A 14,742-nucleotide genomic window follows, 5' to 3' on the forward strand; every position below is an offset into this window, starting at 1 on the left:
GGGGCGTGGGGTGGCGGGCTACGGGGTGGTGCGGCGCAGGGTGACGGGGTGCGGGATGGTGCGGCGCAGGGTGACGGGGTGCGGGGTGACGAGGTGCGGGATGGTGCGGCGCGGGGTGGCCGAGTGCGGGGTGGCCAGGTGCCGGGCGGCGGGCCGCCTGGTGCGGGCACCTATGACGGGCCGTTCGGGGGCCAAGACAGGTCGGTTGGTGAGCTTGGCAGGCCGGTCGGCGCGGATGACTGGTCGGGTGGGGAACTGGGCAGGCCGGTCGGCGCGGATGACTGGTCGGGTGGGGAACTGGGCAGGCCGGTCGGCGCACACGACTGGCCGGGTGGGGAACTGGGCAGGCCGGTCGGCGCACACGACTGGCCGGGTAGGGAACTCGGCAGGCCGGGCGACGCACATGACCGGCTGGTCGGCAGGTACGACGCCCCGACCGCCGTATGGTCCCCCGACCTCGGCTTCGACTCCCCCGACCCGGACGTCGTCGCCGTCGCCCACGCCACGGCCGTACGGCTGGCCGAGGCCGACGCGATACGGCTCGTACGGCCACGGTCGCCGCTCCGTCTCGAAGACCCGGCCCCGGCATGGCTCGCCCTGCGAGCCTCGGATTCCGCGTCCCGGACCCCCGATGCGCACCGGATCCGGGCCGCGAACGACCGCCGCCTGGCCGACCTCTTCACCGAGACCGAGCTGCTGCTGACGCCGACCGCCCCCACCCCGCCGCACGGCCACGACGGTCCCGGCGACCGGTACTCCACCGCACTGACCTGGGCGTTCAACCTGAGCGGACATCCGGCGATCAGCATTCCCGCGGGGTTGGACGGCGATGGCTGTCCGGTCGGGCTCCAGTTGGTGGCGGCGCATGGAGGGGAGGCTCTGTTGATCGAGGCGGCGCGGGCGGCCGAGGCGGCCGTTGGACCTTGGACGGGCTGGACCGGCTGAGCCAGCTGATCAGGCCGATCCGACTGATCTGACTGATCCCGCCGATCCGGCCGATCCCGCTGGGCTGAACCCACCGACCAAGCTCGGGAACGCCGCGCCGCTCCTCGACGCCACCCTGGCGGCCACGGACCTGGTGATCGCGTCGCCGCGGTACTGGTACTCGGTGTCCGCCCACACCAAGCGCTATCTGGAGGAGTGGGAGAACTGGCTGCGCACTCCCGGCCTCGACTTCAAGGCGAGGATGGCCGAGCGCACCTGTGGGGTGTCACCGCGCTCTACCACAAGGAACACGAGGTCGCAGAGCCGCTGATCGGCACGCTCAACAACTCGGCCGCCTACTTCGGCATGCGCTTCGGCGGCGTCCTGCTGGGCAAGGGCGGCCGGATCGACGACGTACTGGGCGACACCGCGGCGCTCACCCGCGCCAAGACCTTCTTCGCCCAGGACCCGCCCACCGCCCTCTTCCCCTACCAGGCCGCCTGACCGGACACCCAGCCGTGCGAACGGATACCGACTGCCCGAACGGATACCGGCCGCCCGAACGTATACCGGCCGCCCGAGCGGAACCCGGCTGCCCGAGCGGAGCGCTACGCGGTGATGTCCTTCGTGGTGAATCTCGCCCAGGCCGCCGAACCGAACACAGCGGCGTAGAGGGCCTGGATCCCCAGGTTCTTGACGAGGTCGTCCCAGTAGACGGGTTCGCGCATGAGGTCGGCGAAGGACAGCCAGTAGTGGGAGAAGAAGTACGGCTGGAGTGCGTGGAGCTGGGGTATCTGGTCGAGGATCTGGACGGTGATCAGCAGGCCGACGGTCGTCGCCATCGCCGCGATCCCGCTGTTGGTCAGCGTGGAGACGAACAGGCCGAGCGCCGCCACGCCGATCAGTGACGCGGCGACGACCAGGGCGATCAGCAGGGCTCTGCCGAGTCCCTCCGCGAAGCTGATGCGGGTGCCGGAGATGGTCGTCAGTTCGCCCAGTGGGAAGAGCAGTGCCCCGACCGTGAGCGCCGAGATCGCGACCACGAGGGTGGCGACCAGGCAGAAGGCCATCGTGGTCGCGTACTTGGTGAGGAGCAGCCGGGTGCGGCCGGCGGGGGCGACGAGGAGATAGCGCAGGGTGCCCGCGTTCGCCTCGCCGGCTATCGCGTCGCCCGCGATGACGCCGATCGCCATGGGCAGGAAGAACGGGAGCGTCGCGGCCAGTGCGGTGAAGACCAGGAACAGGCCGTTGTTGGTGATCTGCGAGATGAACGCCGGGCCGCCGCCCTGCGGGCCGCCGCCGCCCATCGACGCACCGTCGCTGGTCTCGATCTTCACTGCGATCCCGACCAGGATCGGCACGGCGGCGAGGACGGCGAGCAGCGCGAGGGTGCGCCAGCGCCGGAAGGTGGTGAGCAGTTCGCTGCGGAGGACCCCGAAGGTCCACAGAAGGCTGACCTTCCGGGTCCCTTCGCCCGCGGCGCCCTGCCGGACGACCTCAGCCCGCGACATCGAACCCCTCCCCCGTGAGTGCCACGAACGCGTCCTCCAGAGAGGCCCGTTCGACGCCGAAGCCCCGCACCCGGACCCCGGCGGTCACCAACGCGGCGTTGACGTCGGCGAGATCGCGGTCCGGGGGTTCGGCGGTCACCCGGTCCTCGGTACTGACGACGTCGCCGGCACCCTGCTCCTTCAGCACCCGGGCCGCATCCGCGGTGTCCGGGGTGGTCACGACGAGCCGGCCGCGGCTTCCGGCCGCCAGCTCCGCCACCGCGCCCTGGGTGATCAGCCGGCCCTGCGCCATCACGGCGGCGTGGGTGCAGACCTGCTCGATCTCGTCGAGGAGGTGGGAGGAGAGGAAGACGGTCGTGCCGTCGGACGCCAACTCCCGGATCAGGGCACGGATCTCGCGCATGCCCTGCGGGTCGAGTCCGTTGGTCGGCTCGTCGAGGACGAGGAGCCTGCGCGGCTGGAGGAGCGCGGCCGCGAGCCCCAGCCGCTGTTTCATGCCGAGCGAGTACGCCTTGGCCTTCTTGCCCGCGGCGGCCGTCAGGCCCACCCGGTCCAGCGCGGCCGCGACCCGGGTGCGCCGGGTGCGCGGATCGGCGGTCGGGTCGGCGGCGTCGTACCGGACGAGGTTGTCGCGTCCGGAGAGGAAGCCGTACAGGGCGGGTCCCTCGATGAGCGCGCCGACGTACGGCAGCACGGAGCGCGCGGACCGGGGCATGGGCTGCCCCAGCACGCGCGCGGTGCCGGCGGTGGGCTCGATGAGGCCCATCAGCATGCGGATGGTCGTTGTCTTGCCCGAGCCGTTCGGACCGAGGAAGCCGAAGACACTGCCCGCCGGGACGGTCAGATCGAGACCGTCGACGGCGAGCTGCCCGCCGCGGTAGCGCTTGGTGAGCGCGCGGGTGGCGATCACCGCCTGCGCGGCGGGCAGTTCCTCCATCGGTCCTCAGGCTCCTCGGGTTCCTAGGGGCACCTAGATCATTGGCACGGCTACGGCTACGGCTACAGCTACGGCGACCGGCCGGTCACCATCCGCCGACCAGCGACCGCCAACCTGCAACGGCACCCGGCAACCGGCAACCGGCCGCGGTTCACTTCCCGGAGTCGGCCGCCTTCACGAGCGCGTCCTTGTCGACCGCGCCCACGTAGACCTTGCCGTCGTCCGTGATCAGGGCGTTGATCAGACGGGTCTTGAAGACCGTGCCCGAGCCGAACTTGCCCGTGACCTTGTCGCCCAGGGAGTCGAGGAAGCCGCCCATCTCCCCACCGACCTCGGCGCCGGAGGGGACGCCCTCGCCGCCGGTGTCGAAGACGGCCACGGTGTTCCAGCCCTCGCCGATGACCTCGGGGCCGCCCTCGGGCGCCTTGCCGAGCTTGTCCCCGGACTTCGGACCGTCGAGTTCCTTCCCGAAGTCCTTGCCGAAGTCCTTCCCGAACTCGTTGTCGAGCTCCTTGCGCAGCTCGTCCTCGGACTTCGGGGAGCCGTTCTCGCCGTCCTTCCCCTCCAGCTCGTCCTCCTCGGTGACCTTCGCACCCTTGGGCGGGGTGAAGTCGAAGGTGGAGGCGGCCGGCTTGGCGAAGCTGACCTGAGTGAAGCCGGCGTCGATCACTGCCGCGCCACCGCTCGCCGGGGTCAGCGTGAACTTCAGGGGCATCCCGGTCTTGGCGTCGACGGCCACGGTGATCGCGCCGACCGTGGTCCCGGACTGCTTCGGCTTGATGAGCAGCTGGTAGGCGTCCCGGCCCGCGACCTGCGCGGTGCCGTCGACGGTGACGGACGTGGTGTCGTCGACCGCCTTGAGCGCCGCCTCGGCGAAGTCCTTGGGCGTGGCGGGAACGTCTTGCTTCTCCTGCCCGCCCTTCGCCTCCTCGGCGGTGCCGTGGAAGACCTCGTTGGACTTGCTGTCGTAGCCCCAGACGTCCTTGCCGTTATGGATGAGGCTGTACTCGGAGGCGTTCTCCAGCAGGGAGAGCTTCTGCTTGTTCTCGCCGTCCACGGCGACGCGCAGCGTGTGCGTGCCGGACGCCAGCTCGGTGAGCTTGGCCGACGGGTCGGCGGACGATCCGTCACCCGACCCGGACGCCATGGCGCCGGAGGCGAGGCCGGCCCCCAGCCCGCCGAGGTCCGGCAGCCCCAGGTCGGTGCTGATCTTCACGGTGCCGGACAGCTGCTCCACGTCCGACTGCGCGATCTTCTCGATGAGTTGCTCTGCGGTGATCTTCGGCAGGTCCGGGTCGCCCGAGTCGGCGATGGCCGGGACGAGCCCGATGGTCGCCGCCGCGACTCCCACGACCGTGACCGGGACGACGTACCGCGCCGCCTTGCGCCGCCCCGAGGGCAGGTCGTCGACCTCCCCGACCGCGGTCGTACTGTCGTCGGATTCGTACGGTGCCATGTGTGCCTTACCTCCGTCGTCGGCGGCGGCTGTCCTTCTCGTTCGTCGCCCGCGAGTCTTACGACCCCGCACTCGTCCACCCCTGTGCCGCCATTCTCACCCGAATCGGTGAGGAGTGGTGTTGTTGTCCGTGGTTTCCATCTGACCAAATCGGCCAGGGAGATTCGTCAACCTTCGGAGCCAACTCCGCGTACACCTGGGGTATGACACACAAGGGCGTCGCCTCCCCCGACCCGTAGGGGTCGCCGGGGAAGACGCCGCTGTGCGGGGCGGAACCGCCGTGCCGATCAGCCATCGCCGAGGCCGATCAGCCGTTGAGGAACACGTAGTCAGCCCGGTACGGCACCCCGACGACGACGCCGGGCGTGCAGGAGCCGGCCGGGGCGACGCCGCCGACGGTGTTGAGCCGCCGGATCTCGGCGGTGCCGGCGAGGAGGCCGTGGTGCCTGCCGGACCGAGTGGCCTTCAGGTCGAGTTCGAGGATGTTCCCGTCGCCGTTCGCCCGAGCACGGCACGCGTCCCGGAAGCCGAACCCGACGACGGTCATCTTGTGCAGCTGCCCCCGGACGGCACCGCCCGGGACCTCGGCGGTGTGGAGGTTGGCGTAGAAGGAACTCGGGTCGGTCTTCAGCGCGTTGAGCAGGGGCGGGGTCCTTCACGGGGACGGCCCCGACGAGACGGTCCCCCTGACCTGGCCGAGGAGGCCACCGAAGTCGACCTTGATGCCTCCGTTGGTGCCCTTGGCGCCTTGGTGGATGTGCAGAGCGGTCGACCGGCCGGTCCCCCGCCAGGTCGCGGCGACGGACACCTCGTCCCCCTCGACCTTCACAAACGCCAGGGCGCCACCGTCCCTGCCCCCCCACAGTGGGCCCACCCTCGTTAGGCACCTCGCTCGCCCCGCGAAGACTCGCGGCAAGGACGGTGCCCCCGGTGCCTCCGGCATGCCCCGCACGGTCGGCCCGGTGACCTCCGGCGGCGAAGGCGGGAACCACCGTGACAGCGGTGACGACCAGACTCTTACGGAGACGATCTCAGCCTGGACTCAGTCCAACTCCATGACGTGCGTCACCCCTCCAGCCCGTCCGGCGTTTGAGGCCGAGCCGCCCTCTCAGCCCGTCCGGCGTTTGAGGACAAGGCCCGAAGGGCCGACAGCGGGGTCTGGGGCGGCAGCCCCAGCGGGGTCGAAGGGGCGGAGCCCCTTCAAGGGATGGGACGGGTAGGGGCGGCGGGGGCGAAATCACCCGGCCCGATGCACGACCGCATCGCACAACTCCATCAACGCCGCCTTCGCCCCCATCTCCGGCAACGGCGCCAACGAGGCCCGCGCATCCTCCGCATACCGCACGGTGTCCCGCCGAGCCTGCTCCAACGCCGGATGCACCCGAAGCTGAGCCAACGCCTCCGCAAGCCGCGCGTCATCACTGAGATCGGAGTCCAGCAACTCGCTCAACGCGACGTCCTCCGCCAGCCCCAACCGCGCGGCCCGCTCCCGCAACCGCAGCACCGGCATCGTGGGAATCCCCTCCCGGAGATCCGTCCCCGGCGTCTTCCCGGACTCATGGGAGTCGCTCGCGATGTCCAGGACGTCGTCCGCCAGCTGGAAGGCGACCCCGAGCCGCTCCCCGTACTGGGTCAGCACATCGACCACCGTCTCGTCGGCGCCCGACATCATCGCCCCGAACCGGCACGACACCGCCACCAGCGACCCGGTCTTCCCGCTCAGCACATCGAGGTAGTGCTCGACGGGATCCCGCCCGTCCTGCGGCCCCGCCGTCTCCAGGATCTGCCCGGTGACCAGCCGCTCGAACGCCTCGGCCTGCACCCGCACCGCCTCCGGCCCGAGGTCGGCCAGGATGTGCGAGGCTCGCGCGAAGAGGAAGTCGCCGGTCAGGACGGCGACCGAGTTGCCCCAGCGGGTGTTCGCGCTGTCGACACCGCGCCGTACGGCCGCCTCGTCCATCACGTCGTCGTGGTACAGCGTCGCCAGATGGGTCAGCTCCACCACCACCGCCGACGGCACGATGCCCGGCGCATACCGGTCCCCGAACTGGGCAGTGAGCATCACGAGCAGCGGCCGGAACCGCTTTCCGCCCGCCCGCACCAGATGCTGGGCGGCCTCGGTGATGAAGGGGACCTCGCTCTTGGTGGCTTCGAGCAATCCCTCCTCGACAGCCGTCAATCCGGCCTGGACATCGGCTTCCAGAGCCTGGTCCCGCACGCTCAGCCCGAACGGCCCGACGACGGTCACGAGGGGTCTCCTGTCTGCTGGTGTCTACTGGCGGTTACACGGTTTGTCGATAGGTCGCTGCCATCACTCAAGTCAGCGTATCCGGTCACGTTTCGATCACCGATGCCGCCCACCCGTCCACCACGGGCTGTATCGGATCACGGCGGGCATGTTTTTGATCACGTGATAAGGCCGGATATCCATCGACTTATAGGGAAGTAGCGGCCCGTATCCCGAACCGGAGTCGATGTCCAGCCCGGGAGCGGGCCGCCGCCGCGCACCGACCACGCCTTCTTCGGCCAGCCCAGAGGCCTTCTCACGCTCTCCGGCCTGGAGGTCCGGGAACGCTTCTCGTTCCTCGGCATGCAGGCCATCCTCGTCCTGTACTTCGCCGACACGGTCGCCCACGGCGGTTTGGGCATGTCGGCCGGAACCGCCGCCTCCGTCTCCGCCGCCTACGGAACCCTCATCTATCTGGTCTCCATCGCGGGCGGCTGGCTCGCCGACCGCGTCCTCGGCTTGTACCGCGCGGTGCTGTGGGGCGGCATCCTGATCGCCTGCGGCCATTACGCCATGGCGGTGCCGGCCGCCGGCACGACGTGGGCCGGACTCGGTCTGATCAGCGCGGGCACGGGGCTCCTCAAGCCGAACGTCGCCCCCATGGTCGGCAAGCTGCGCTACCGCGCCGACGACGACCGCCGTGACCCCGGCTTCGCGCTGTACTACATGGCGATCAACATCGGCGCCTTCGCGGGCCCGCTCGTCACCGGCTGGCTCGGCGACCACAGGGGCTGGCACTGGGGCTTCTCGGCCGCCGCGATCGGCATGACGTTCGGCCTGGTCCAGTACGCCCTGGGCCGTCGCCACCTGGCCGGACGGAAGCACGCCGCCGAGTTCGCGCTGCCCCCGGACGCCCTGCGCCGGGCGGTCCGCCTCGTCGTCGCGGGCCTCACGGCCACCGCCACGCTCGCCGTCCTCCTCACGGCCACCGCCACGCTCGCCGCCCTCCTCACGGCCACCGCCACGCTCGCCGCCCTCCTCACGGCCTCCGGCCTGCTCACCATGGACCGCTTCGTCGACCTGCTCACCCTGGTCTCGGTGATCGCCCCGGTCGTCTACTTCGCGGTGATGTTCACCAGTCCGCGCGTGACCGCCGAGGAACGCGGCCGGCTGCGCCCGTACATCGTCCTCTTCCTCGCCTCGGTGGTCTTCGACTTCATCCTGTTCCAGGCGTACTCGACGATGATGCTGCTGGCGTCGACGAACGCCGAGAGGTCGATCCTCGGCTTCGGCTTCCCCGCGAGCTGGTACGCCTCGGCCCTCGGCGCCTTCGAGGTCGCCCTCGCGCCGGTCGTCGCCGTGCTGTGGGCCCGCATGGGGCCCAGCCAGCCGCACGCCTCGAACAAGATCGCGATCGGGGTCGTCCTGGGCGGCCTGTCCTTCCTGCTGATGGTGATCCCGACCTCCGGGCACTCCTCCGACCACCACCTCATGTCCGTCTGGTGGATCGTGGGTTCGTACCTGCTGCTCGGCCTCGGCGACGTCCTGCTGGAGACCTCCGGCATGTCGGCCACGACCAAGCTCGCCCCGGCCGCCTTCGCCGGCCAGACCATGTCCCTCTGATCCCTCCCCCTCGCCCTGGCCAACGGCATCCAGGCCCAGACGGTCAAGCTCTACGACGACACCTCCAAGCCCGCCTACTTCGGCGTCAACGGCACCATCGCGGTGCTCGCGGGGCTCGCCGTGACGGCCGCGACCCGCTGGCTGCGCCGCACGATGCACCCGGTGCGCTGACCCGCCACAAAACACCTGCCGCACCCGACGAACCGACCCGACGGGGATCCCGCCCATGCACATCCGTACGTCCTTCCCCTACGAGACGACCCATCACGACATCCGCATCCCGCTCGAAGACGGGACCCTGCTGTACGCGCGCGCGTGGCGCCCTCGCTGTACGCGCGCGCGTGGCGCCCTCGCTGTACGCGCGCGTGTGGCGCCCTCGCTGTACGCGCGCGTGTGGCGCCCTCTGACGGACGAGCCCGTACCGGCGCTCCTCGAACAGCTGCCGTACCGCCTGACAGACTGAACCGCGCCCCGCGACCACCAGCGTCACCCCTGGTACGCCGGCCACGGCTACGCCTCCGTGCGCGTGGACATCCGCGGCCACGGCAACAGCGAGGCCATGCCCACGGACGAGCACTCGGCGACGGAACTGGCCGACGGGGCCGAGGTGGTCGACTGGCTGGCGGCCCAGCCCTGGTGCAACGGCAAGGTCGGCATGTTCGGCATGTTCGGCATGTTCGGCATCTCCTGGGGCGGCTTCAACTCCCTCCAGATCGCGGCCCTCGCGCCCGAGCCGCTCAAGGCGATCGTCACGGTCTGCTCGACGGACGACCGCTATGACAACGACGTGCACTACACGAGAGGTTCCGTCCTCGCCGTCGACATGCACGCCTGGGCCTCGACCATGCGCGCCTCCGTCGCCCGCCCCCGGACCCACTGCACGTCGGCGACGCCTGGCGGGACATGTGGCTCAGGCGGCTGGACGCCGTCGAACCGTTCCTGCACACCTGGCTCGACCACCAGACCCGAGACGACTACTGGCGTCACGGCAGCGTCGGCGAGGACTACGGCGCGATCGACGCCGCCGTCCTCGCGGTGGGCGGCCGGCACGACCCGTACCGCGACACGGTCCTGCGCCTGGTCGAACACCTGCCCGCCGACCGCGTCCGCGGCCTCAGCGGCCCCTGGTCGCACCAGTACCCCGACCGCGCCCTGCCTCCGGGCCCGGCGATCGGCTTCCTCCAGGAGACGCTGCGCTGGTGGGACCACTGACTCAAGGACGAGGACACCGGCGTCATGTCCGAGCCCCTGCTGCGCTCCTACGTCAGCGACTCCCCCCCCCCCGGCCACGATGTACCCCACACTGCCCGGCCGCTGGGTCGGCGAGCCGGCGTGGCCCTCGCCCCACGTGCGCACGGCGACGTACGCCTTCCAGGGCGTGCCCGTCCTCGTGCGCTCCCCCATGCACACTGGCCTCGACGCGGCCGCTTCTTCCCGTTCGGCAACGACGCCGACCTGCCGCCGGACCAGCGGGAGGAGGACGCCCGGTCGGCGTGCTTCGAGTTCGAAGTGGGCGAGGAGACCTGGGTGTTGGGACGGCCGAGGGTGCGGCAGCGGCTGACGTCGGAGGTGCCGCGCGGGCAGGTCGTCGCCCGGCTCTGCGACGTGGCACCGGACGGTTCCTCGACCCTGGTGACGCGGGGCGTACTGAATCTGACGGCACGTCATGGCCGGGACCGCGTGATGCCGTGGGAGCCGGGCGCCACCGAGGACGCGACGTTCGAGCTGAACGGCATCGGCCACGCCTTCCCACCCGGCCACCGCATCCGCCTCGCCGTCTCCTCCGCGTACTGGCCGTGGTTCTGGCCCAGCCGGAGCCGGCGGCCGGCTTCGTCCTGGAACCGGCGGGGAGCTCGCTGGAACTTCCGGTACGCGCACGTGCGTTGGAAGAGTCGGTGACCGAATCGGCGGGCGTGGCGACAGACGGCAAGGTGGACAGCGACGCGGCGATCACCTTCGAGGAACCGGAGCAGGCGGAGCCGCTAGGCGTGAGCTTCCCCCCAACGCTGGACGAGCCCCGTCCCGAGCGGCTGGTCGTGCGGGACGTGGCCAAGGGCGAGTGGCGCCTGGAGGTCGACCCTCGGTACGGCGGCACGCGCGTGTACCCCGACGGCCTGGAGTTCACCGAGGATGCGCTGGAGACGTACGTGATCAACGAGGCGGACCCCCTGTCCGCCGGCACCCCTCGGACTGGACGATCCGGCTGCACCGCCCGGAGCTCGGCTGGGAGGCGACGGTGCGCACGCGCTCCGAGATCAGCTGCGACCGGCGTGGCTGCGTCCGGCGTGACTTCATCGCCTCCAGCGAGGTGGTCTGCACGAAGGGCGAAGAAGTACTTTTCCACCGGACATGAGAAAAACGGACTCCACGGACGGCCGGTTAAAGGCGAGTTGGATCCATTGCCCGATTTGCCGCTCTTGTGGATGCCAGTGAGTTGGGTCACGCGCACCCAGCCGCGCACCCCGTCCGACCCGCCCGCGTCTCCCCTTGTTCCCCATACGAGTTGAGGCTTGGCAACCGCAAAGGATCAAGCACCCCATAAACGCCAGACCATGGTCAACCGGCACGACAGGTGACCACGGCACTTGTTTCGGGCATGTGCTCTCGCATACGTTCCCGCTCGTCGGGCGGACGCCGAATCCTGCCGCCGCCCGAGTCATCCACCCACGGAACTCACACACGCACGGCAGGAGCGGGGGACCCAGGTAAGTCGCCGGACCGGCCGCCTTGATGGCGCACCGGCCCGGCTCGGGGTGAAGTCGCGCCACCGCTCAGCGGCGCGGCCGGGCAGCTCCCGCCCGAACCCGACAGCTCACCTCGTAGGCGTCGGAGAGGAACAGCGCCATGCCCCGAGGCAAGCACCGCCGCCCCCGCACCAACCCGCTCACCCGCCGCGTCGCCCTCGCAGGCACCGGCACCGCCGCCCTCGCGCTCCCGCTCCTGAGCGCGACCACCGCGGGCGCCGCCCAGCCGGACCAGGCCCCCACCGCCACGCAGGCCAAGACCATTACGTACACCACCAAAAAGGGCGATTCGCTCTACGGTATCGCGGACCGATATGACACCCAGGGCGGTTGGAAGCAGCTCTACAAGGACAACCGCGAGACCATCGGCGACAACCCCCGACTGATCCACCCGGGTGTCGACCTGAAGGTCCGGGCGACGAAGAAGGCCGGCACGCCGAGCACGACCGCCGACAAGGCCGCCGCGCCCGCCAAGAAGTCCGCCGTCGCCCAGGCCACCCAGTCCTCGGTGAAGACCTACCCGGACAACCTCGACGGCTGGATCCGCAACGCTCTGGACATCATGGGGCAGAACGGAATCCCTGGTTCATACGAGGGCATTCACCGCAACATCATGCGCGAGTCGTCCGGCAACCCCCAGGCCATCAACAACTGGGACTCCAACGCCGCCGCAGGCACCCCATCCAAGGGCCTCCTCCAGGTCATCGACCCCACCTTCGCGGCCTACCACGTGCCGGGCACCGTCTACGACCCCTTCAACCCGGTCGCGAACATCGCGGCCGCGTGCAACTACGCGGCCGCGCGTTACGGCTCGATCGACAACGTGAACGGGCCCTACTAGCCCCAAAGCGGAACCGAGTGGATCAATTCACCCTTACTGGGCGAAATCGGCCAGCGTACTCGCGTCTGCGCCCGCGCCCGCGCCCGCGAACAGTCTCTCGAGGACGACGGCGATGCCGTCGTCCTCGTTCGAGAGAGTGATCTCGTCGGCGACCGCCTTGAGTTCGGGATGGGCGTTGGCCATCGCCACCCCGCGGGCGGCCCAGTCGAACATGGGGATGTCGTTGGGCATGTCCCCGAAGGCGATGGTCTGGTGCGCGCCGAGGCCGAGATGCTCGGCGGCGAGTGCGAGACCGGTCGCCTTGGTGATGCCGCATGGCTGGAGTTCGACGGTCCCGGGTCCGGACATGGTGACCGTCGCGAGAGAACCGACGACCGACCGGGCCGTCGCCGCCAACTCGTCGTCGGACAGGGTGGGATGGCGCAGCAACACCTTGCTGATCGGCTCGCACCACAGGTCGGCCCGGCGCTGGACGCGTACGGCGGGCAGGGTGGGGTGCGGCATCAGGTACCCGGGTTCGATGAGCGTGAGCCCGTCGACGCCGTCCTGGTCGACGGCCGCGTACACCTCCCCGACCTCGGCCTCGATCTTGCCGAGCGCGGTCTCCGCCAACTCCCGGTCCAGGGTGATGGACCACAACAGACGGTCCGCGCCGGCGTCGTACAACTGCGCGCCCTGCCCGCACACCGCGAGCCCCCTGCTGCCCAGGACGTCGAGGAGCGGCCGCACTCTGGGCGCCGGCCGCCCCGTCACGACGAGGTGCTGGGCACCGGCCGCCGCGACCTGCGCGAGCGCGTCGAGGGAACGGTCGGAGAGCGTGTCGTCGCCTCGGAGCAGCGTCCCGTCCAGGTCAGTGGCGATGAGTGAATATGCGATGGGTGGGGCCATGATCAGAGAATACGGACAGGAAGCCCCATCGACTCGACGTGAACCGGACGGCTGCTGTGTTCACATGTGTTGACACCTGTTCCGGTTCGGATTCTGTTGCGGTGTGCACAACTTCCTTCCGCTTGTTGCGATTTCACTCCCACGGGGCCCTTCGACCCGCACCGTCGCCCCACACCGGGGGGCGCGTGAGCCTCGACCGTGCGCCGCGACCTGGTGATTCGCCGGCCTCGGCGACGCGAGTTCCGTACTGCCCAAGACCGGCACCTCACCCGTAACGTGTGGCCCGACCACATGGCACGGAGCGTAAGAGAGTGAGGCAGCACCCCATGCCCCCCTTCGATCTCCCCGAGGGCGACCCCTTCGGCACGCACAACCTTCCGTACGGCGTCTTCTCCCTCCCCGGCTCGGACTCCGCACGCCGGGTCGGCGTCCGGCTCGGCGACCACGTCCTCGATGCGGGCAAAGCGGCCTACGCCCTCGGCTCGCCGTACGCCCCGCTGCTCGCCCAGGACTCCCTGAACCCGCTGCTCGCCGCGGGCCGCACCACCTGGTCCGACGTGCGCCGCGCGCTGACGGCGTGGGTGACGGTGCCGGCACACCAGGAGGCCGTCGAGGACCTGCTGCACCCCCTGTCCTCGGTGACCCTGCACCTCCCCTTCGAGGTCGCTGACTACGTCGACTTCTACGCCTCCGAGAACCACGCCCGGAACGTCGGCCAGATCTTCCGTCCCGACGCCGCCGACTCCCTCACCCCTAACTGGAAGCACCTCCCGATCGGTTACCACGGCCGCTCCGGCACGGTGGTCGTGTCCGGCACGGATGTCGTACGCCCGTCCGGCCAGCGCAAGGCCCCCACCGACCCGGCACCCGCCTTCGGCCCGTCGGCCCGCCTGGACATCGAGGCCGAGGTCGGCTTCGTGGTCGGGACGCCCTCCGAGATGGGCAGGCCGGTGGCGCTGGGCGACTTCCGCGAGCACGTCTTCGGCCTGTGCCTCCTCAACGACTGGTCGGCACGCGACGTCCAGGCCTGGGAGTACGTCCCCCTCGGCCCGTTCCTCGGCAAGTCCTTCGCCACGTCGGTGTCGGCGTGGGTCACCCCGCTGGACGCGCTGGAGGAGGCCCGGGTGGCGGCGCCGGAGCGGACGCACCCGCTGCTGCCGTACCTCGACGACTCCGGCTCCGAGGCCGAACCCGGCGGCTACGACCTGCGTATCTCGGTGGCCATCAACGGCCACGTGGTCTCCGAACCCCCCTTCTCCACCATGTACTGGACGGCCGCACAGCAACTCGCCCACATGACCGTGAACGGCGCTTCCCTGCGCACCGGCGACCTCTACGGGTCGGGCACCGTGAGCGGCCCCGCAGAAGGCGAGCGGGGCTCCCTGCTGGAGCTGACCTGGAACGGCCGGGACCCTCTAGAACTCCCCGACGGCAAGCGCACGTTCCTGGAGGACGGCGACGTGGTCACCCTGTCCGCCTGGGCGCCGGGCCCCGGTGGGGTCCGGGTGGGGCTGGGAGAGGTCACCGGGCAGGTGGTGGCAGGCAGTTGACGTGAGGCCGGGGAGCGCGGGCCCGCGCCTCGGAGCCAGGG

Annotated in this window: 10 protein-coding genes, 3 pseudogenes and 1 riboswitch; of the genes and pseudogenes, 6 read left to right on the forward strand and 7 right to left on the reverse strand. The window is 70.5% G+C overall.

Annotated features, from left to right (window positions below):
- The coding region (locus AQJ67_RS46200; RefSeq protein WP_244190734.1) for an amidase family protein at positions 1-945 on the forward strand (945 nt) is incomplete at its 5' end.
- 82 nt (positions 946-1,027) lie between these two features.
- A pseudogene (locus AQJ67_RS38155) lies at positions 1,028-1,428 on the forward strand (flavodoxin family protein); the annotation flags it as partial.
- 104 nt (positions 1,429-1,532) lie between these two features.
- Here AQJ67_RS38155 and AQJ67_RS38160 read toward each other — a convergent pair.
- From AQJ67_RS38160 to AQJ67_RS38180, 6 genes are all read right to left on the reverse strand, one after another.
- Complete coding sequence (locus tag AQJ67_RS38160; RefSeq protein ID WP_062724088.1) at positions 1,533-2,435, reverse strand: ABC transporter permease; 903 nt, start codon at positions 2,433-2,435, stop codon at positions 1,533-1,535.
- Positions 2,422-3,372 (reverse strand): ABC transporter ATP-binding protein, encoded by a 951-nt coding sequence (locus tag AQJ67_RS38165; RefSeq protein ID WP_062724089.1) that lies wholly within the window; start codon positions 3,370-3,372, stop codon positions 2,422-2,424. Before AQJ67_RS38165 ends, AQJ67_RS38160 begins: the two co-directional genes overlap by 14 nt.
- A 151-nt stretch (positions 3,373-3,523) precedes the next feature.
- A complete protein-coding gene (locus tag AQJ67_RS38170; RefSeq protein WP_062724090.1) occupies positions 3,524-4,828 on the reverse strand; it encodes a LolA family protein in 1,305 nt (434 codons plus the stop codon).
- A gap of 307 nt (positions 4,829-5,135) precedes the next feature.
- Positions 5,136-5,375: a DUF3455 domain-containing protein gene (locus AQJ67_RS49855; protein ID WP_062724091.1), complete on the reverse strand. Its 240-nt coding sequence runs from the start codon at positions 5,373-5,375 to the stop codon at positions 5,136-5,138.
- Between the two features lie 108 nt (positions 5,376-5,483).
- Positions 5,484-5,702 (reverse strand): CHRD domain-containing protein, encoded by a 219-nt coding sequence (locus AQJ67_RS49860; RefSeq protein WP_244190735.1) that lies wholly within the window; start codon positions 5,700-5,702, stop codon positions 5,484-5,486.
- A gap of 363 nt (positions 5,703-6,065) precedes the next feature.
- Complete coding sequence (locus AQJ67_RS38180) at positions 6,066-7,076, reverse strand: polyprenyl synthetase family protein (RefSeq protein WP_062724092.1); 1,011 nt, start codon at positions 7,074-7,076, stop codon at positions 6,066-6,068.
- 246 nt (positions 7,077-7,322) lie between these two features.
- On the opposite strand from AQJ67_RS38180, the pseudogene AQJ67_RS38185 reads away from it, so the two are divergent.
- The 3 genes and pseudogenes from AQJ67_RS38185 to AQJ67_RS38195 form a co-directional block, all read left to right on the forward strand.
- Positions 7,323-8,849 (forward strand): annotated as a pseudogene (locus AQJ67_RS38185) (peptide MFS transporter); the annotation flags it as partial.
- A gap of 55 nt (positions 8,850-8,904) precedes the next feature.
- Positions 8,905-11,031: pseudogene (locus AQJ67_RS38190) on the forward strand (CocE/NonD family hydrolase).
- Between the two features lie 317 nt (positions 11,032-11,348).
- Positions 11,349-11,517: riboswitch (cyclic di-AMP (ydaO/yuaA leader) on the forward strand.
- A 5-nt stretch (positions 11,518-11,522) separates the two neighbouring features.
- Positions 11,523-12,263, forward strand: a complete 741-nt coding sequence (locus AQJ67_RS38195) for a LysM peptidoglycan-binding domain-containing protein (protein WP_062724093.1) — start codon at positions 11,523-11,525, stop codon at positions 12,261-12,263.
- Positions 12,264-12,296: 33 nt separating this feature from the next.
- Here AQJ67_RS38195 and AQJ67_RS38200 read toward each other — a convergent pair whose 3' ends face one another.
- Positions 12,297-13,151: a Cof-type HAD-IIB family hydrolase gene (locus AQJ67_RS38200; RefSeq protein WP_062724094.1), complete on the reverse strand. Its 855-nt coding sequence runs from the start codon at positions 13,149-13,151 to the stop codon at positions 12,297-12,299.
- A 326-nt stretch (positions 13,152-13,477) separates the two neighbouring features.
- Between AQJ67_RS38200 and fahA the strand changes: the two genes are divergently transcribed.
- Positions 13,478-14,701: a fumarylacetoacetase gene (gene fahA, locus AQJ67_RS38205; RefSeq protein ID WP_062724095.1), complete on the forward strand. Its 1,224-nt coding sequence runs from the start codon at positions 13,478-13,480 to the stop codon at positions 14,699-14,701.
- Positions 14,702-14,742 lie beyond the last annotated feature (41 nt).

The sequence above is a fragment of the Streptomyces caeruleatus genome (assembly GCF_001514235.1).
Classification (GTDB): domain Bacteria; phylum Actinomycetota; class Actinomycetes; order Streptomycetales; family Streptomycetaceae; genus Streptomyces; species Streptomyces caeruleatus.

Excerpts from the sequence above, each read along its gene's own strand:
- AQJ67_RS38160 (WP_062724088.1), bottom strand. The coding sequence starts at position 2,435 with ATGTCGCGGGCTGAGGTCGTCCGGCAGGGCGCCGCGGGCGAAGGGACC.
- AQJ67_RS38165 (WP_062724089.1), bottom strand. The coding sequence starts at position 3,372 with ATGGAGGAACTGCCCGCCGCGCAGGCGGTGATCGCCACCCGCGCGCTC.
- AQJ67_RS38170 (WP_062724090.1), bottom strand. The coding sequence starts at position 4,828 with ATGGCACCGTACGAATCCGACGACAGTACGACCGCGGTCGGGGAGGTC.
- AQJ67_RS49855 (WP_062724091.1), bottom strand. The coding sequence starts at position 5,375 with ATGACCGTCGTCGGGTTCGGCTTCCGGGACGCGTGCCGTGCTCGGGCG.
- AQJ67_RS38195 (WP_062724093.1), top strand. The coding sequence starts at position 11,523 with ATGCCCCGAGGCAAGCACCGCCGCCCCCGCACCAACCCGCTCACCCGC.
- AQJ67_RS38200 (WP_062724094.1), bottom strand. The coding sequence starts at position 13,151 with ATGGCCCCACCCATCGCATATTCACTCATCGCCACTGACCTGGACGGG.
- fahA (WP_062724095.1), top strand. The coding sequence starts at position 13,478 with ATGCCCCCCTTCGATCTCCCCGAGGGCGACCCCTTCGGCACGCACAAC.